The 19,471-nt window shown below is 59.1% G+C and carries 10 protein-coding genes, 2 tRNA genes, 3 rRNA genes and 2 pseudogenes; 7 read left to right on the top strand and 10 right to left on the bottom strand.

Annotation, left to right across the window (positions count from 1 at the left end):
* Positions 1–44: 44 nt before the first annotated feature.
* Positions 45–1,253, bottom strand: coding sequence for an ABC transporter substrate-binding protein (locus AC3WOG_RS23800; RefSeq protein ID WP_492580371.1), 1,209 nt, complete (start codon positions 1,251–1,253; stop codon positions 45–47).
* A 276-nt stretch (positions 1,254–1,529) separates the two neighbouring features.
* Here AC3WOG_RS23800 and AC3WOG_RS23795 point away from each other — a divergent pair, with 276 nt between their 5' ends.
* Positions 1,530–2,375 carry a FadR/GntR family transcriptional regulator gene (locus tag AC3WOG_RS23795; RefSeq protein ID WP_492582425.1) on the top strand — a complete coding sequence of 282 codons (846 nt, stop codon included), beginning with the start codon at positions 1,530–1,532 and terminating at the stop codon, positions 2,373–2,375.
* 354 nt (positions 2,376–2,729) lie between these two features.
* Positions 2,730–3,194, top strand: a complete 465-nt coding sequence (locus tag AC3WOG_RS23790; protein ID WP_492580370.1) for a hypothetical protein — start codon at positions 2,730–2,732, stop codon at positions 3,192–3,194.
* 181 nt (positions 3,195–3,375) lie between these two features.
* Here AC3WOG_RS23790 and rrf read toward each other — a convergent pair.
* The 5 genes from rrf to AC3WOG_RS23765 form a co-directional block, all read right to left on the bottom strand.
* Positions 3,376–3,488, bottom strand: a 5S ribosomal RNA gene (gene rrf / locus AC3WOG_RS23785).
* 270 nt (positions 3,489–3,758) lie between these two features.
* Positions 3,759–6,640, bottom strand: a 23S ribosomal RNA gene (locus tag AC3WOG_RS23780).
* Positions 6,641–6,964: 324 nt separating this feature from the next.
* Positions 6,965–7,040: transfer RNA gene (locus AC3WOG_RS23775), tRNA-Ala, on the bottom strand.
* Positions 7,041–7,110: 70 nt separating this feature from the next.
* A tRNA-Ile gene (locus AC3WOG_RS23770) sits at positions 7,111–7,187 on the bottom strand.
* A 78-nt stretch (positions 7,188–7,265) separates the two neighbouring features.
* Positions 7,266–8,795 (bottom strand): 16S ribosomal RNA (locus AC3WOG_RS23765).
* The 16S, 23S and 5S rRNA genes sit together here with 2 tRNA genes alongside, the layout of an rRNA operon.
* Before the next feature lie 810 nt (positions 8,796–9,605).
* Here AC3WOG_RS23765 and rpoD point away from each other — a divergent pair.
* Positions 9,606–11,600, top strand: coding sequence for an RNA polymerase sigma factor RpoD (gene rpoD, locus AC3WOG_RS23760; RefSeq protein ID WP_492580369.1), 1,995 nt, complete (start codon positions 9,606–9,608; stop codon positions 11,598–11,600).
* A 262-nt stretch (positions 11,601–11,862) separates the two neighbouring features.
* Complete coding sequence (locus AC3WOG_RS23755) at positions 11,863–12,909, top strand: VTT domain-containing protein (RefSeq protein ID WP_492580368.1); 1,047 nt, start codon at positions 11,863–11,865, stop codon at positions 12,907–12,909.
* A gap of 79 nt (positions 12,910–12,988) precedes the next feature.
* Here AC3WOG_RS23755 and AC3WOG_RS23750 read toward each other — a convergent pair.
* Both AC3WOG_RS23750 and AC3WOG_RS23745 read right to left on the bottom strand, forming a co-directional pair.
* A pseudogene (locus AC3WOG_RS23750) lies at positions 12,989–13,557 on the bottom strand (diguanylate cyclase); the annotation flags it as partial.
* Between the two features lie 59 nt (positions 13,558–13,616).
* Positions 13,617–14,510, bottom strand: coding sequence for a CHAD domain-containing protein (locus AC3WOG_RS23745; protein WP_492580367.1), 894 nt, complete (start codon positions 14,508–14,510; stop codon positions 13,617–13,619).
* Between the two features lie 347 nt (positions 14,511–14,857).
* Between AC3WOG_RS23745 and AC3WOG_RS23740 the strand changes: the two genes are divergently transcribed.
* Both AC3WOG_RS23740 and AC3WOG_RS23735 read left to right on the top strand, forming a co-directional pair.
* A complete protein-coding gene (locus tag AC3WOG_RS23740) occupies positions 14,858–16,444 on the top strand; it encodes an inorganic phosphate transporter (protein WP_492580366.1) in 1,587 nt (528 codons plus the stop codon).
* Between the two features lie 37 nt (positions 16,445–16,481).
* Positions 16,482–16,634 (top strand): annotated as a pseudogene (locus AC3WOG_RS23735) (VOC family protein); the annotation flags it as partial.
* 30 nt (positions 16,635–16,664) lie between these two features.
* On the opposite strand, the gene ppk2 reads toward AC3WOG_RS23735, so the two are convergent.
* Complete coding sequence (gene ppk2 / locus AC3WOG_RS23730; RefSeq protein ID WP_492580365.1) at positions 16,665–17,591, bottom strand: polyphosphate kinase 2; 927 nt, start codon at positions 17,589–17,591, stop codon at positions 16,665–16,667.
* Between the two features lie 194 nt (positions 17,592–17,785).
* Complete coding sequence (locus AC3WOG_RS23725) at positions 17,786–18,184, bottom strand: VOC family protein (RefSeq protein WP_492580364.1); 399 nt, start codon at positions 18,182–18,184, stop codon at positions 17,786–17,788.
* 183 nt (positions 18,185–18,367) lie between these two features.
* Here AC3WOG_RS23725 and AC3WOG_RS23720 point away from each other — a divergent pair, with 183 nt between their 5' ends.
* Complete coding sequence (locus AC3WOG_RS23720; RefSeq protein WP_492580363.1) at positions 18,368–19,405, top strand: S1C family serine protease; 1,038 nt, start codon at positions 18,368–18,370, stop codon at positions 19,403–19,405.
* The last annotated feature ends 66 nt before the right edge of the window (positions 19,406–19,471 follow it).

The following is a 19,471-nucleotide window of genomic DNA, read 5'->3' as shown; positions in this document are numbered from 1 at the left end:
GATGGAGCGTTGCTGCAACGTGCAATGCACGCGGCACGAATGCATCAAGCCAGCTTGCAGCCGGTCTTGTCGAGCGGCAGGAACGACTGGCCCGAACTGACGATATCCGCGTAGTCGTCGGCGTTCTTCATCCTGCTCTTCGACTTGCCCTTCAGCAGATAGTAGTTCTTCAGAACCTGGTGATCGCCATTGCGCACTTCTTCCGGGCCGGTCAAGCCGTCGTATTTCATGCCTTCGAGCGCTGCGACCACCTTCTTCGGATCGACGTTGCCGGCTTTCACGATGCCGTCGAGCAGGATCTTCGTGCAGATATATGAACCCGCAAGACTGTAGTTCGGGTTGGCTTTGAACGTAGCCTTCGTGCGTTTGACGAGATCGCGATTGAGTGGCGAATCGATGTCGTGCCAATACTGTGCGCCAAAATAGACGCCTTCGCACAGGTCCGCGCCGAGCGATTCGAACTGCTCGAGGCCGGAGGCCCACGCCAGCAGAATTGTGCAATTGTTCTTCATGCCGAAGCTCACGGCCTGGCGCAACGTATCGGACGATTGCGAACCGAAGTTCAGAATCAACAGGACGTCAGGCTTTGCGGCAACCGCATTGGTCAGATAGCCGCTGAATTCCTTTTCGTTGAGCGAGTGGTAGCTGTTGCCCACATGCTCGATGCCCTTCTCTTTGAAAATCGCCTTGGCCGCCGACAGCAAACCTTCGCCGAATACATATTGTGGCGTGATGGTGTACCAGCGCTTCGCTTTCGGCAGCGTCTGGATCAACGGGCGCACCGTCTGCTCGATCGCACCGAAGGTCGGCACCGACCAGCGGAACGTCGCATCGTTGCAGTCCTTGCCGGTGATTTCGTCAGCGCCAGCCGTGGTGATGAAGACGCCGCCGGCTTTCTGGACTTCCTTGCCCATCGCCAATGCTTCGGATGACAGAATCCCGCCGGCAAAGAAACGCGCATTCTTCTGTTGCGCGATTTCCTGCACACGGCGCACTGCCGTTGCGGGCTTGCCTTCCGTATCGAGCACTGTGTAGGCAAGCGGCTCGCCGAGCACCTTGCCGTACTGCTCGATTGCGAGCTTCATGCCGAGATCGGCGTACTTGCCGTTCGCCGCGAACGGGCCCGACATCGGTACCGGACAGGCAAACTGCAAGGTGCCGGTCTGGGCGAACGCGCTACGCGCGACCAGTGAGCCCAACGTCCCCGGGACGGCCGACAACGCGGCCAGCTTCAACATATTTCGGCGATTCAAAATGACGCTCCTTAAGAAAGAGACACGCACTGACCGACTGCGAAACTGAACGACTGCTCGAACGACTACATGAGCTTGCTGGCCGCCGTGAAGTTTTCCACCACATCGGCTTTGTTCTATTTATCATGATAAATAGATTGAACTTGATCGTAGGTACAATAAATTCGAGTGTCAATAAGGCAAAATTCCTGGTCGCCGCAAGGCGGCCTTCCGCACCGTTAAAGGCTTGGCGGACCGATGAAAGATCGTGCAGGACAAAAACTGGGAGTATCGAAGATGGCCATGGATCGAGCCAAGGCTGGCGCCGCGATTGAAATCAAGCAGCAAAAGCGCGGCGATCTGGTAGCGGAGGAAATCAAGCGGCTCATCACGGAGAAGGATCTGAAACCGGGTGACCGCCTGCCGCGCGAGGTGGAGTTGCAGCAACTCTTTTCGGTGAGCAAGAGCACGATTCGCGAGGCGTTGAAGTCGCTCGAGGTGCAAGGTCTCATCAAGGTGACGACCGGTCCGAGCGGCGGTGGCATGGTGGTGGAGGTGCCGCTCGACCGCACGCTACAGCTTTTGCAGAACTATCTGTTCTTCAAGGACGTATCGATCGACGACATTTACACCGTGCGTAAGCTACTGGAGCCGGAGTTGGCTGCGGGCGCGGTGCCGCATCTGACGGAACAGGATTTTGACGCTCTCGAAGCGAGCATTGCGTGTTGCGACCGGCCGGCTTCGGCGCATGGTGGGCAGGACATCGTGCGGCAACGTCAGGAGGACGTCAATTTCCACGACATCCTCGCTGCGGCGAATCCGAACCCGTTCCTGCGCTTCAGTTGCGAGTTGATCAACGAGATGATCCGGCAACTGATCGAGTTTCGTAACGATACGCCGCAAGCAGAACACGAGCGTTTCGGTCAGGCCAACGTGAAGATCCACAAGGCAATCACGAAAGCGGCGCGAGAACGCGATGTGGAGAAAGTGCGTGAGTTGATGGTCGTTCACATGACGGAAGCGCCACGCTATGTGAAGCGGATGAAGGGAAAACTGCGCGGCCGGCTGATCCTCGATTCGGAGATCCGCCGACGTGTGCGAGCGCGCAGCGTTGCGCCAGTGGATGAGACGGGTGAGGAGTAACCACGTAAGCGCACGGATCTGTTGGCGCGGCTCGCGAACGCCGGCGTGTTTCTGCTACCAATCAAATTGCCCGGTCTGACTGTCCAGCAGTTCTGGCGCGCCCGGTATCACAACGAGGCAGGACACCGATGGTTCAGAGGGCTTGCCAACGAAACGCCGCGCCAGCCCGTGGGCAAAGTGAAGGTTGTCGAGCATGTGGATTGACGAAACGCGGGTGTTTGTTTGAGCCGGGCGGGGCGAGAGGGCAGTTGGGCGGGAGAATTGAGCTATCGCCGGGCGACGTACGCCGAAGGGCTCAACCTTTTACCGCGCGCGCCGTTATTGCATCTGCAAAGGCACAAACAGTGGACCTTCATGGCACAAGTTATTCCGCTTTCCCGTCACACCGGTGCTGCGCGTGCGCGGCATGCAAAGGTGATGCTGTTGCCGATCGCCCGGCAGACCGCCGATGAGCTCGCGCTGCGTGTCCATCTGGCGCTCGACGCGTTGCGGCGCGGCGCCGGCGGCGTGACCGATGCGCAGACGCTCACGCAAGTCATGCTGCTGACCGGTTTTCTGGCTGAATCTGGCTTCGGCTCCGCGACCAGCGAGCAACTCGGGGCGGCCGAGCGTGCGGTGTCGGCGGTTTTCGATATCGGCCGGGAGACCGGCGAGTGGCGGCTGGATAGCGCAGCATTCGAACTGTTCGCCGCAATCGCGACGAATTATGACCGGCAACTGCACCGCGCGCCGCTTTGGGCGATCACCGATGCCAGCGAACGGCTCGATCGCTTTACTGCAGGTATGTCGCACCAGATGCCGGTGCGGAGCCGGGCTTAATTGCGTGAAAGAGATTTAAGGCGACGATGTATGTATGCGTCGCCTCCTGCTGCGGTACCGATGCGGGGGTTATGTGGGGCGAGCTGGTTGACCGGTTTGACGGCAACGAGCTGATGGTTTTTACCGGCGTAAACGCAGAAACCCCACCGTTGCGGGGTGGGGTTTCTGGTCTTGCATGGGAGCCTGACGATTACCTACTTTCACACGGGAATCCGCACTATCATCGGCGTGGAGTCGTTTCACGGTCCTGTTCGGGATGGGAAGGGGTGGGACCGACTCGCTATGGTCATCAGGCATGACTTGTTGCCGTGCTGTTCTTTGGGAACAGCACAACCAATCGGGAAGAAGTAGTTTCTGGTGATGCTCACCAGAGGGAGTTGTGTTGTTTCCGGCACAACATCGATCTCAACCTGTGTGTTCTGCTACCCCATCTGGGGGTTCACACGCATCCCCTTCGGGGATCGGACCAGCGTAAGGGCTTTGCATGGGCCCGGAGCAAGTGCTAAAGCACTCACCTCCGGCCGACAGCTAAAGCGCTAACGCTGGTCGAGACACACCTGTTATAGGATCAAGCCTTACGGGCAATTAGTATCAGTTAGCTTAACGCATTACTGCGCTTCCACACCTGACCTATCAACGTCCTGGTCTTGAACGACCCTTCAAGGGGCTCGAAGCCCCGGGGATATCTCATCTTAAGGCGAGTTTCCCGCTTAGATGCTTTCAGCGGTTATCTCTTCCGAACATAGCTACCCGGCGATGCCACTGGCGTGACAACCGGTACACCAGAGGTTCGTCCACTCCGGTCCTCTCGTACTAGGAGCAGCCCCCTTCAAATATCCAGCGCCCACGGCAGATAGGGACCAAACTGTCTCACGACGTTTTAAACCCAGCTCACGTACCTCTTTAAATGGCGAACAGCCATACCCTTGGGACCGGCTACAGCCCCAGGATGAGATGAGCCGACATCGAGGTGCCAAACACCGCCGTCGATATGAACTCTTGGGCGGTATCAGCCTGTTATCCCCAGAGTACCTTTTATCCGTTGAGCGATGGCCCTTCCATACAGAACCACCGGATCACTATGACCTGCTTTCGCACCTGCTCGACTTGTCGGTCTCGCAGTTAAGCACGCTTATGCCATTGCACTATCAGCACGATTTCCGACCGTACCTAGCGTACCTTCGTACTCCTCCGTTACACTTTGGGAGGAGACCGCCCCAGTCAAACTGCCTACCATGCACTGTCCCCAGTCCGGATCACGGACCAAGGTTAGAACCTCAAACAAACCAGGGTGGTATTTCAAGGACGGCTCCACGGAAACTGGCGTTCCCGCTTCATAGCCTCCCACCTATCCTACACAGATCGGTTCAAAGTCCAATGCAAAGCTACAGTAAAGGTTCATGGGGTCTTTCCGTCTAGCCGCGGGGAGATTGCATCATCACAAACACTTCAACTTCGCTGAGTCTCGGGAGGAGACAGTGTGGCCATCGTTACGCCATTCGTGCAGGTCGGAACTTACCCGACAAGGAATTTCGCTACCTTAGGACCGTTATAGTTACGGCCGCCGTTTACCGGGACTTCAATCAAGAGCTTGCACCCCATCATTTAATCTTCCGGCACCGGGCAGGCGTCACACCCTATACGTCCACTTTCGTGTTTGCAGAGTGCTGTGTTTTTATTAAACAGTCGCAGCCACCAGTTTATTGCAACCCCTTCACCCTCCTGGCGCAGGCCAGTCAGGCTACAGGGGCGTACCTTATCCCGAAGTTACGGTACCAATTTGCCGAGTTCCTTCTCCCGAGTTCTCTCAAGCGCCTTAGAATACTCATCTCGCCCACCTGTGTCGGTTTGCGGTACGGTCCTGTTAAACTGAAGCTTAGAGGCTTTTCTTGGAACCACTTCCGATTGCTTCTTCACCGAAGTGAATGGCCTCGCACCCTTGAATTCCGCGCCCGGATTTGCCTGAGCGCCTTCTCCAATGCAAGGACCGGGACTTCCAACACCCGGACAACCTTCCGCGATCCGTCCCCCCATCGCATTTAACAATGGTGCAGGAATATTAACCTGCTTCCCATCAGCTACGCATTTCTGCCTCGCCTTAGGGGCCGACTCACCCTACGCCGATGAACGTTGCGTAGGAAACCTTGGGCTTACGGCGAGGGGGCCTTTCACCCCCTTTATCGCTACTCATGTCAGCATTCGCACTTCCGATACCTCCAGCGCACTTTTCAATGCACCTTCGCAGGCTTACGGAACGCTCTCCTACCATGCACATTACTGTGCATCCGCAGCTTCGGTATATTGCTTAGCCCCGTTACATCTTCCGCGCAGGACGACTCGATCAGTGAGCTATTACGCTTTCTTTAAAGGATGGCTGCTTCTAAGCCAACCTCCTGACTGTTTTAGCCTTCCCACTTCGTTTCCCACTTAGCAATATTTGGGGACCTTAGCTGGCGGTCTGGGTTGTTTCCCTCTTGACACCGGACGTTAGCACCCGATGTCTGTCTCCCGTGATTGCACTCTTCGGTATTCGGAGTTTGCTATGGCGTAGTAATCCGCAATGGACCCCACAACCATGACAGTGCTCTACCCCCGAAGGTGATACACGAGGCACTACCTAAATAGTTTTCGGAGAGAACCAGCTATTTCCAGGTTTGTTTAGCCTTTCACCCCTATCCACAGCTCATCCCCTAACTTTTCAACGTTAGTGGGTTCGGACCTCCAGTACGTGTTACCGCACCTTCATCCTGGCCATGGATAGATCACCTGGTTTCGGGTCTACACCCAGCGACTGAATCGCCCTGTTCGGACTCGCTTTCGCTACGCCTGCCCTAATCGGTTAAGCTTGCCACTGAATGTAAGTCGCTGACCCATTATACAAAAGGTACGCCGTCACCCCTTCGCAGAGGCTCCGACTGTTTGTATGCATGCGGTTTCAGGATCTATTTCACTCCCCTCCCGGGGTTCTTTTCGCCTTTCCCTCACGGTACTGGTTCACTATCGGTCGATCACGAGTATTTAGCCTTGGAGGATGGTCCCCCCATCTTCAGACAGGATTTCACGTGTCCCGCCCTACTTGTCGTACACCCAGTTCTTCCATTCTGTTTTCGTCTACAGGGCTATCACCTGCTATGGCAGCACTTTCCAGAGCTTTCGACTAACAGTACGGATAAAGAGTACAGGCTGGTCCCATTTCGCTCGCCACTACTCTGGGAATCTCGGTTGATTTCTTTTCCTGCGGTTACTTAGATGTTTCAGTTCACCGCGTTCGCTTCACGTAGCCTATGTATTCAGCTACGGATGACCCATACGGGCCGGGTTTCCCCATTCGGATATCGGTGGATCAAAGCTCGTTTGCCAGCTCCCCACCGCTTTTCGCAGGCTACCGCGTCCTTCATCGCCTGTGATCGCCAAGGCATCCACCACATGCACTTGTTCGCTTGACCCTATAACGGGTGTGTCTCATGTGTCACCCACTGGGAATGACACGTTCGTCACAATCGCTACAGGTTGAGTATTCGTGTTGCGCCGTATTCCAAAAGCGATCTTTCGATCTCTCTTTTCATACATTGATACAATCACAACCCTGATTCACCTACTCAGCACCCATCTCTAAGTGCCTTTCGTGAATCTCTTTACTACTTCTTCCTGATTGTTAAAGAACGACAGCCGATATCGCAGTTGCTATAACCACGTATCACTCTGACTGGCTCAATCGCCAATGCGAAACGCTCTGTGCTTTTAAACACAGAACCCTGCGCATTGAAGATTGGTGGAGGATGACGGGATCGAACCGACGACCCCCTGCTTGCAAAGCAGGTGCTCTCCCAGCTGAGCTAATCCCCCAGTCACACAGATAACGCAATCTGATAGTCCCGGGGTCTTCACCGGTTAGCTGCAGCCACCGCAGAAACAGTGGTGGGTCTGGATGGATTCGAACCATCGACCCCCGCCTTATCAAGACGGTGCTCTAACCAACTGAGCTACAGACCCCTGAGTCTGTCTGCGTATCTGTCTTAATTTCACAGCCGATAAGCGTGAGCGCTCAACGCATTGACACGTTAGCTCGAGAAAGGAGGTGATCCAGCCGCACCTTCCGATACGGCTACCTTGTTACGACTTCACCCCAGTCATGAATCCTACCGTGGTGACCGTCCTCCTTGCGGTTAGACTAGCCACTTCTGGTAAAACCCACTCCCATGGTGTGACGGGCGGTGTGTACAAGACCCGGGAACGTATTCACCGCGGCATGCTGATCCGCGATTACTAGCGATTCCAGCTTCACGCACTCGAGTTGCAGAGTGCGATCCGGACTACGATCGGTTTTCTGGGATTGGCTCCCCCTCGCGGGTTGGCGACCCTCTGTTCCGACCATTGTATGACGTGTGAAGCCCTACCCATAAGGGCCATGAGGACTTGACGTCATCCCCACCTTCCTCCGGTTTGTCACCGGCAGTCTCCCTAGAGTGCTCTTGCGTAGCAACTAGGGACAAGGGTTGCGCTCGTTGCGGGACTTAACCCAACATCTCACGACACGAGCTGACGACAGCCATGCAGCACCTGTGTTATGGCTCCCTTTCGGGCACCCCGGCCTCTCGGCCAGGTTCCATACATGTCAAGGGTAGGTAAGGTTTTTCGCGTTGCATCGAATTAATCCACATCATCCACCGCTTGTGCGGGTCCCCGTCAATTCCTTTGAGTTTTAATCTTGCGACCGTACTCCCCAGGCGGTCAACTTCACGCGTTAGCTACGTTACCAAGTCAATGAAGACCCGACAACTAGTTGACATCGTTTAGGGCGTGGACTACCAGGGTATCTAATCCTGTTTGCTCCCCACGCTTTCGTGCATGAGCGTCAGTATTGGCCCAGGGGGCTGCCTTCGCCATCGGTATTCCTCCACATCTCTACGCATTTCACTGCTACACGTGGAATTCTACCCCCCTCTGCCATACTCTAGCCCGCCAGTCACAAATGCAGTTCCCAGGTTAAGCCCGGGGATTTCACATCTGTCTTAGCGAACCGCCTGCGCACGCTTTACGCCCAGTAATTCCGATTAACGCTTGCACCCTACGTATTACCGCGGCTGCTGGCACGTAGTTAGCCGGTGCTTATTCTTCCGGTACCGTCATCCCCCCGCCGTATTAGGGCAGAAGTTTTCTTTCCGGACAAAAGTGCTTTACAACCCGAAGGCCTTCTTCACACACGCGGCATTGCTGGATCAGGGTTGCCCCCATTGTCCAAAATTCCCCACTGCTGCCTCCCGTAGGAGTCTGGGCCGTGTCTCAGTCCCAGTGTGGCTGGTCGTCCTCTCAGACCAGCTACAGATCGTCGCCTTGGTAGGCCTTTACCCCACCAACTAGCTAATCTGCCATCGGCCGCCCCTGTAGCGGGAGGTCCGAAGATCCCCCCTTTCCTCCGTAGAGCGTATGCGGTATTAATCCGGCTTTCGCCGGGCTATCCCCCACTACAGGACACGTTCCGATGTATTACTCACCCGTTCGCCACTCGCCACCAGGATTGCTCCCGTGCTGCCGTTCGACTTGCATGTGTAAGGCATGCCGCCAGCGTTCAATCTGAGCCAGGATCAAACTCTTCAGTTCAAACCTGTTACTGTTTTTCGGTTCTCGCAGTTGCCTGCTTATGAACCGGTCGCTCACTCAACGTACTGACGAATGATCAACCTGCCGGCGTGAATCCACCCCGGCAGGAAAACCTTCCTTTAATACTAGTGTGAGACTTGATACTTTCGCTTATGCCGGACCCCGAAAGACCCGGCGCGCGTCGCGCATCAAGCGCCCACACTTATCGGCTGTTAATTTTTAAAGATCGATTACGCATTCACCACCGTCACAGCACCGCGCGTCGTCAACCTCACAACCACCCGGCACCGCTTCGTTCTGCGTCGCTGCATCAGCAGCAGAGAAACGAGATTATGGAGAACGACCGACGTGTCGTCAACCCCCTTTTGTGAATTTTCTTTTGGGTAAGTGCGAATCGACGCTAAAAGTTGCGTCCCCTACATATAGCAGGAGTGTCTGCAGCGATCGTATCGTGTGAGGACGAACAAGTTCATCTATAGTGAGGGGTCAGTCCTTGCACGTGGCGTACTGATGATGCGGCCCTCAGACAAGCACCTGCCCGACACTTGCACAAACCGCAAACGAGTCCACCATAGGCGCGTGCACGAATTGATGTGCTCACATTGCGCGCAATGGCGCAAGCTCGTATATAATGCGAGCCGCGCGAATTTCGCGCATTTCTATCGGCCCGCTTCGCGCGGGCTCATCTTTTTTGCTCCCCAGAGCACAGCCAAACAACCGCGTTGAGTCACTCAGGTGATGTTGAGCCATGCTCGAAACGCCTGACGGTCGCGTCTTGCGTCTCATAGCGAAGCCTCTAGAGGAGAATACGTGAACCCTTTTGATCGCGAAGATTCGCAACACGAAACGGGCGGATACGCCGCCAAAGCACCCGCAGGCCGTACCGGCAAAGGCAAGAGCGCGGGCAAGGCGATCCCCGTCGCAGCCGAGTTGCAGCCGCAACAAGCCGAAGAACGCCAGCGGCAGATGCGCGCGCTGATCCAGTTGGGCAAGGAGCAAGGTTACCTGACCCACGCTCAGATCAACGATCACCTGCCCGACAACTTCGCGCAAACCGCGGCGATCGACAGCATCGTCAGCGCCTTCAACGACATGGGCGTGCAGGTCTACGAGCAGGCTCCTGATGCGGAAACCCTGCTGCTGAACTCGAACACGCCCGCCGTGGTGTCGGACGACCAGGCAGACGAGGAAACCGAAGTCGCGTTGTCGACGGTCGACTCCGAGTTCGGCCGCACGACCGATCCCGTGCGCATGTACATGCGCGAGATGGGCGCGACCGAGCTGCTGACCCGTGCGGGCGAGATCGCGATTGCAAAGCGCATCGAAGACGGTCTGCACGAAATGGTGCAGGCGATCGCCGCTTGCCCGCTCGCGATCTCCGCAATTCTGGCCAGCGCCCAACAGGTCGTGGACGGCGAGCTTCGCATCGACGAACTGGTCGATGGTCTGAATGAAGATACGGCGGCAGCGGAAGTAGATACGAGCGCGGACGCAGTGGCCGACGTCGACACTGAAGCCAGCGATGACGAAGACAGCGATAGCGACGACGACATCGCCCCGGCCGATTCCTCGGCGGCGGACGAAGCGCGTCTGAAGCAACTGACTAGCGATTGCCTCGAGATCTTCACGCGGGTTGGCATCCTGTACGACCAGTTGAACGCGTCGCACACGCGAGGTGACGTCACCTCGAAAGCTTATCTGCGTGCCCGCGAGGAGATTCAGCAGAACCTCGCGAAGATTCGCTTCACGGCGCGCACCATCGACCGCCTGTGCGGCGACGTGCAGCACCAGGTCGCGCAGGTGCGCGAAATCGAGCGCCGCATTCTGCAAATCGCCGTGACGAAGAGCGGCATGCCGCGAGAGCAGTTCATCGAATCGTTCAAGGGTCACGAAGCCGACCTCGGCTGGACCGAGCGCTCAGCACGCGGGTCGTCGTCGTTCGGTGCGGCACTCGAGCGCAATCTGCCGGCCATTCAGTCGGAACAGCAAAAACTGATCGACATCGAAGCGACGGTTTCGCTGCCGCTCAAGCATCTGAAAGAGATCAATCGTCAGATGGTCGCGGCTGAATCGAAGATGCGCAAAGCCAAGAGCGAGATGATCGAGGCGAATTTGCGCCTCGTGATCTCGATCGCGAAGAAGTACGTGAACCGCGGCATGCTCTTCCTCGACTTGATCCAGGAAGGCAACATCGGTTTGATGAAAGCGGTCGACAAGTTTGAATATCGGCGCGGCTGGAAGTTTTCGACGTATGCGACGTGGTGGGTTCGCCAGGCCGTGACGCGTTCGCTCGCCGATCAGGCGCGCACGATTCGTGTGCCGGTGCACATGATCGAAACGATCAACAAGCTCAACCGCATTTCGCGCGAGATTTTGCAGCAGACCGGCCAGGAAGCGCATCCTTCCGTGCTGGCTGAACGCATGGAACTGTCGGAAGAGAAAGTGCGCGGCATTCTGAAGATTGCCAAGCAGCCGGTTTCGATGGAAACGCCGGTGGGTGACGACGGTGACGCTACGCTCGGCGACATGATCGAAGATTCGGCCGCGTCCTCGCCGGCCGACGCAGCGATGCAGGCCGACTTGCGTGCCGCGATCGACGACGCGCTCGACTCGCTGTCGCCGCGCGAAGCGAAGGTGCTGCGCATGCGCTACGGCATCAACACGAAATCGGACCATACGCTCGAAGAAGTCGGCAAACAGTTCGACGTCACGCGCGAGCGGATTCGCCAGATCGAAAGCAAGGCGATGCGTAAGCTGATGCATCCGAGCCGCGCCGATCGCCTGAAGTCGTTCCTCGACCGCTAAGCAGACAATTGCGCTTGTCGTGCGCCATGCACGGCAAGCGCAGGCCGCGAATCTCATTCGCGAGCCGCATTTCACACCCGCATCTCACACCGATAGTGATTCCCGCGGCGAGCCAACGCCCCGCGGTGTGGAACGCATTGCGGTTTGCCTGACTGAGGTTGATTTGTTTTGCCTTCGCGTATTCTCATCAACAAAGCCCCCTGACGGGAACACACGCACCACGGTAAAACCCCAAAAACCCCAACCAACAGGAGCATCCCAATTGGTAGAGTTTCCGTCTTCGGCGGTTTCAACCTGGGGCGCCGCAGTCGTATTCCTGAACGTCCTGTTGACACGCCTCGGCGTGCCGATCCCCGCGGTCCCAATGCTACTGTTCGCGGGCTCGGCGATCGCCGCCGGCTCGCTGCCTTTCTGGCCGGTCTTCGTCGCCGCCGTCCTCGGTGCGCTCATCGGCGATGGTGCATGGTTCACGGCGGGCCGCATCTACGGCCGCAAATTGATCTTCGTGCTCAGCCGGCTGTCGCCCGCCATCGATTCGAAACTCGGCAAAGCACGCTCGCTATTCGAGCGCTTCGGCGTTCCGCTCGTGTCGATCTCGAAGTTCGTCCCCGGGCTCGGGCTCATCACCCCGCCGTTGATGGGCACGACAGCCGTCGATGCACGCATCTACGCAGCGTGGGACATCGCCGGAGTGACGGCGTGGGCCACCTTCTGGCTACTCGGCGGCGCCGCGGCAGAACGGCAGCTGCATATGCTGCTCGCGTTCGTCAGAGCACGCGGCGGCACGGTCATCGATATCCTGCTGACAGCAGCATTGGCGTACCTGGCGTTTCGTCTGCTGCAACGGCGCCGCGAGCGTCGGCGGTTCGCACCCGCCGCAGCCGATGCCGATTCGGAAGCAACACCCGCCGGACGGCGCCGCATCGCACCGCCCATGGTTCTGGATGCGCGTCCAGAGGCGCCGACGCATGAAGCGCCGCGCCGCATCCCCGGCGCGCTGGCGCTCGATCCGCACTCGCCCGAACAGATCGACGGCGCGCTGCTCGTCTATGACACCGTCATTTACTGCATCTGCCCGGACAGCGCGACCGCCGTCGACATCACGGAACGGATGCGCCGCAACGGCTACACGCGGATTCGCGCACTAAAAGGCGGCCTGGACGCGTGGCAACGGCGCGGCTTTCCCGTCGAGCCGCTATCGCCGGTTGACGAACTGACGAACGGCCCACGCGTCGCAAAGCCACCCGGCGACACGCGCGGCGCAGTCACGCTGCGCGGATTCGCTCCACGGCGCAACGAAAGCGCCTGAACACGCGACGCAACAACGCCGGGCTATCGAATCCGGCGCCGCCGCTCACGACGGTGAGTCCCGCGCCATCGAACGCCTCGTCCACTGCCGATGCCCCGACATACGCGCCCGACTCGTGCTCGGCCATCACGTGGAAGGTCGGCGACTTCGCTATGCTCAAGCCGGTATCACGGTCCGAAAACGGCTGCGGGCAAGCATGGCGCCGTCTCGTCCATCACGACAAACACCGAACCCAGCCTGCCGGGGTTGATCCGGTCCAGCAGACGCTGAAAGTATTCGATGCGAATCGCCAGCAGCGCAATGCCGCCAAACGTGCCATCCGCTTCGTCGATGCGCCGCGTAAGCCCAATCGAAAGTTTTCCGTCGCGCAGTCGCGAGCGAAACGGATGCGAGAAATACAAGCCGATGGCAGGACTGCGTTGATGAACCAGGAAGTAGTCGCGGTCGGCAAACCGGACCGAGGCGTTGACCTCACCGTTCTGCGACGCGATCACCCGAGCATCCGGACCGATCACATAGGCGCCGCAGGTAGGCCGCAGTCGTCGTGCGGTCGAATAGCACCGCTTGCCGGAGGTCTACGGGGAGCTTCCATGTGTCCCGGTGCCTTGCACCGTCGACCATCGCCTGGCGAGTCAGGTCCAGGCGCATCGCGAGATATTGTTCTTTCAGCCCTTTTTCTCAAGCGCGCGCGGCGCCAACCCGTTGCTTCACAACTTGCGCAGCAGCCCCGCGGCCGACCGCAGCCGGCGCTTGCGCTCCCTCCCGAACCAATGAAGCACCGCATCGGTATCGCCCGAACCGGCCAGCAAGGCTGCATTGTCGCGCAGCAGCATCTCGCTCGCGACAACATCGTTCAGCGCACCGAAACGTTTCTGAATCTGCTTAAGCAGTTTAAGCGTACGTTTGTGGCCTCCGTGCAGAACCGGCCTGAAAAATTCGAGCAGATAACGCAGTTTTTTCCCGGCCTTTCTGACGTCATGAAACGATGTGTAATTGGAGCGCTTCGCGTGAGACGCGCGCTTCATACGCTTGCGTAGCGAACGTTCGGACGCGGCCACGCGTTTGTCGGCAAATTTGCTCAGCGGCACCCGCTCATGCGCGGTGTTCAATTCCTTGGCGGCGCTAGTCAAGGCGTCGCGCAACAGATGCCTGACGTCCGCGTTCGAGAGCGTTTCGCGACTCGTTGCCAACGCGCCGCTGCGGGCCTCTTCGAGTTTCGGTGCAATCGCTCGTGCGCCGGCGTCGTTCTGCGTAATCAGTTCGATCAGAATGTCCCAGTCGCGCGTTTTGCCCGCCGCCGCCGCCAGATACTTGTACAGCGCCCGTTGCCGCTTATTCTCGCCCTTGTCGAGCAGCGGCTCGAACGCCCACCACAACGAGCGCAGACGTCGCAACGACACGCGCAGTTGGTGCAGCGCTTCAGGCGACGCTTCCTCGCGCACTGCGGCTGAGTATTCGATGGCGCGATCGACCAGCGGCACCGCATACGACACGAACGCCGCCTCCGCGGAGAGCTGTTCGCCGGCCGGCTGGTTATCTGCAGCGCGTTTGTCGGCACGTTTGTCGGCGCTTTTTTCGACCTTCCGGCTCGCGCGTTTCATCGAACATCCTTCAAAACACCCTCTTGGCAGCGTAGCAAAAAAAGGGGCCGGTGGGTATGCACGCAATACGCATAACCCAGCTACAAGGCGTCGCCAGGAATGATTCTTGCGGTGTTAGCGGCAGTTCGACTGGAGAATCCTTCCCGGCTGCGCAGCCGGTATTTTTCGGATAGCTAAGCGTTAAAAGCCGCCACGTCTCTAGCAACGCATCCCCACAGTGCGTGGAAAATCTCCGCGAACTTCCCGCCAGGCCCCGTCCCGCATAGGCGTCGCACCCGGTGTCATCATTGCGACACACGGCCCGCTCAGGATCGAATGCTCCGCGACAAACTTTGAGGGCACAGGCCATGCCGGAACTTTCGTACCCGCAACCGGACGCTGCAAGTGGAAAGGGGCGCAATCTCGGCCTCATCATTTTCCTGGTTGTGATCGCTGCGGGTGCCATTTATTGCGCCACGCATTTGCTGGACGACTTGCAGTCGGTTCGCGAAGTCTCTGTTCTGCCTTATTTCCTGCTCGCCATCGCACTCCTGATCGCACTCGGTTTCGAGTTCGTCAACGGCTTTCATGACACCGCGAATGCCGTCGCCACGGTGATTTACACACACTCGCTCGCACCCAACATTGCGGTGGTCTGGTCGGGCGCATGGAATTTCCTCGGCGTGCTGACTTCAACCGGTGCGGTGGCGTTCGGCATCCTGCAACTGCTGCCTGTCGAGTTGATCTTGCAAGTGGGCAGCAGCGCCGGCTTTGCGATGGTCTTCGCGCTGCTGATCGCCGCGATCATCTGGAATCTCGGCACCTGGTATTTCGGACTGCCGTCGTCGAGCTCGCATACGCTGATCGGCTCGATTATCGGCGTAGGCCTGATGAATCAGCTGGTGCATGGCGCGTCCGGCACCAGCGGCGTCGATTGGAGCCAGGCGCTCGGCGTCGGCAAGTCGTTGCTGTTTTCGCCGCTGGTCGGCTTTCTGGCGTCCGGTTTGCTGCTGCTGATCCTGAAGGCCGTAGTGCGCATTCCAGCGTTGTATACCGAGCCGAAGGGCAAGGAACCGCCACCGTTCTGGATTCGCTGCCTGCTGATTCTGACCTGCACGGGCGTTTCATTCGCGCACGGTTCGAACGACGGCCAGAAAGGCATGGGCCTCATCATGCTGATCCTGATCGGCACGGTGCCAACAGCGTACGCATTGAACAAGGCGGTTACGCCGGCCGAAACGCAGACCTTCCTCGCGGTCTCGCAGCAAGTCTCGGCGACGCTCGCCAGGTACACCAACAGCGCGGCGCCTTCCGCGAATCCGCGCGCCGAGGTGGAAGCCTATGTACGCACCCGCCAATTGACGCCCGCGACGTTGCCGGCCTTGCAGCAACTGGTCGGTCTGATTGGCCAGCAAGTCGGCGCATCGGGATCGATGGCGGCCGTGCCGCAAAGCATCGTCGATAACGTGCGCAATAATATGTATGTCGCATCCGAAGCGATCCGTCTGATGGACAAGGCCAAACAACCCGCCTTCTCCGCGGACGACGCCAAGGCCATTAACAACTTCAAGGTGCAAACCGATCACGCCACCAAGTTCATCCCGACGTGGGTCAAGGTTGCGGTCGCAATCGCGCTTGGTCTGGGCACAATGGTGGGCTGGAAACGCATCGTCGTGACGGTCGGCGAGAAGATCGGCAAGCAGCATCTGACGTATGGCCAGGGGGCATCGGCTGAACTGGTGGCCATGCTGACGATCGGCGCGGCCGACGCGTACGGCTTGCCGGTCTCGACAACGCACGTGTTGTCGTCGGGCGTGGCCGGAACCATGGCGGCCAACGGCTCCGGCTTGCAGTGGGCCACCGTGCGCAGCCTGATCCTCGCGTGGGTGCTGACGCTGCCGGTTTCTATCGCCCTGGCCGCGGGCTTGTACTGGTTGTTCCGCATGGTGTTCTAAACCGCCGGGGCCTGTCAGGCGATCGGCCCCCGGAAGCGATGGCGAAATCGCCATGCAACATGACGCGTTCCTGATTAGCGACGGTGCGGGCGAAACTTTTCTGCACAACGGTGGCCGCGGCGTGTATTTCGACGATCCCGACGGCCACCTGCTCGAGGACAAGACGCGCCCCTACAAAATTGGCGCGTAGAAGCTTTTTCCGTTTTCGCCGCGCCGGCAATCAATACACTTCCGGCACGATCATCGATTGCGGCACCGGCTGGCGGCTGTATTCGTCGTTATAGACCCGTGCCGGCAGCTCGATACCCGGGTGCTCGATCTCGTGATACGGCACCTGGCTCAGCAGATGATGAATGCAGTTCAGCCGTGCGCGCTTCTTGTCGACCGCCTGCACGACCCACCACGGCGCTTCGGGAATGTGCGAGCGTTGCAGCATGACTTCCTTGGCCTGCGTATAGGCTTCCCAGCGGCGCCGGCTTTCCAGATCCATCGGGCTCAGCTTCCACTGCTTGAGCGGATCGTGGATACGGTTCTGGAAGCGGATTTCCTGCTCTTCGTCGGTGATCGAAAACCAGTATTTGAGTATCTGCACGCCGCTTCTCGCGAGCATCTTTTCGAATTCCGGCACCGAGCGGAAAAATTCCTCATACTCTTCGTCGCTGCAAAAATTCATCACGCGCTCGACGCCCGCGCGGTTGTACCAGCTGCGATCGAACAGCACCATTTCGCCGCCTGCCGGCAGATGCGAGACGTAGCGCTGGAAATACCACTGCGTGCGTTCGCGGTTATTCGGCGCCGGCAGTGCTGCAACGCGGCACACGCGCGGGTTGAGCCGCTGCGTGATGCGTTTGATCGCGCCGCCCTTGCCGGCCGCATCGCGTCCTTCGAAAATCACCACGAGCCGATGACCGGTCTGCACGATCCAGTCCTGCAGCTTGACGAGCTCGCCCTGCAGCCGGAACAACTCGCGGAAGTACATCTTGCGCGCCTCGCGATGCTCGGGCGTGAAGCCGTCGGCGCCGTCGATGATGCGGTCGTCGACCTCCATTTCGAGCTCCTCGTCGTACGCATCGATGAGGTCTTCCTCGAAACGGCGCTGCCGCTCTGCCAGCAATTCGGCCTCGGGTCTCGAATCCAGCTCTTTCATCGCGGTTCTCCTGGCAACGGAAATGGGTAGGCGCACGCGCGAGCGCAGCGCGCACAAATGCGTCGATTATCGAAGCACGAGGTGTCAGCCGTGTTACTGGGCGGGCGACCGCGCGCTTGCATGATTAGCACGCGCCGAAGGTCTGCACGCCTTGCTGACAGCCATGATAGCCAGTTTTGTGCGCCGATCCGGCGCTAGCGCAACGGCCTTGCGAAGCTCAGCTCGTGACCGTCCGGATCGGTAATGTGAAAATATCGCTCGCCCCACGGCGCATCGGACGGTTCGAGCGACGGCTTCAGCCCTGCCGCCAGCGCTTTCCGGTAGAGCGCATCGACATCCGAGACATAAATGATGACGCGGCCCCACCAGTTGACCGGCGCACGCGCGTCGACGATCAGATTCAGATACGATCCGCCGAACGCAAACGACGTAAAATCTTCCTGCGGACCGCCGAATTTAATCGGCAAACCGAGCGCTTCATAAAATTGCACCGCGCGCGGCATATCGCCGGTGGCGAGGGTGATGGCGCTGAGCGATTCGATGTGCGGTTCCGGCTGCACGATCGCTGCGACCGAGGTGGCGGGCGAGTTCATTATGGCTGTCTCCTTGGCATGGCAAGCCCGACGCACCGGGCGACGGGATTTCCGCAGGCGCGGCGGCGCAAGCTGGCGCAGGAAAGTGTCTCACAGGCAGCGCCTGCGCACCGAGGATTGCGCCGCTCTTGAAAACCCACGCGACGCCCCGCATCTGCGTTCCCGATCATCCGGAGCATCGCCATGGGAAGCCGCCCCAGCTTCATCGATGACCTGCCGAGCGCCGCGTCCGACGCCCCCGGGCCACCGACACTCAATCCGTTATCCGACGACGCGCTGCTCGACGCCTATTCCCGCACCGTTATCGGCGCGCTGGAACGCGTCCAGCAGGCCGTCGCCTTCATTTCCGTCGAACGCCGGCTGCCGGGCGAAGCGGGTCGCCGCAACACTCGCGGCGGCACCGGCTCCGGCTTCCTGTTCACGCCCGACGGCTACCTGCTCACCAACAGCCACGTCGTGCATGGCGCCACGCACATTCGCGTCACGCTCGCCGACGGCGCGCAATACGATGCCGATCTGGTGGGCGACGACCCGGGCAGCGATCTGGCCGTGCTGCGCATCGGCTCGCCTGAACCGTTGCCGCACGTCGAACTCGGCGAATCGTCGCGGCTCAAGGTCGGCCAGATTGCGATCGCGGTCGGCAATCCGCTCGGGCTCGCGCAAACCGTCACTACCGGCGTGGTGTCGGCGCTCGGCCGCTCGCTGCGCTCGAACTCGGGCCGCATGATCTACGACGTAATCCAGACCGATGCCGCGCTCAATCCGGGCAATTCGGGCGGTCCGCTGATCAATTCGGCGGGCCAGGTCATCGGCGTGAACACCGCGATCATCCCCGGCGCGCAGGCGATCTGCTTCGCCACCGCGATCGACACCGCCAAGTGGGTCATCATGCAGATCTTCGCGCACGGCCGCGTGCGGCGCGCGTACATCGGCGTGGCGGGTACGACGAGGCCACTGTCGCGGCGCACGCAGCGCTACTTCGGCTTGACGTCCGGGAGCGGCGTGCAGGTGATGGAAATCGTCAAAGGCAGTCCTGCCTCGCTCGGCGGCCTGCGCACCGACGATACGATCATCGCGATCGACGCACTCGCGGTGCATGACGTCGATAGCCTGCAACGCACGCTCGATTCCTCGCGTATCGACAAACCCGTCGACATAACGGTTTTGCGCGGTGCGCAACGGCTCGAATTGACCCTGACGCCGATTGAGCAGACCAGTTGATTTACCGCTTCCTCCGCAATCAAAAAGTCTCGCGCGAAATCAGCGCGAGGCTTTTTTGTTAAACGC

This window comes from Paraburkholderia sp. FW306-02-B, from assembly GCF_058782725.1.
This window is presented reverse-complemented; position numbering and strand designations above follow the sequence as displayed.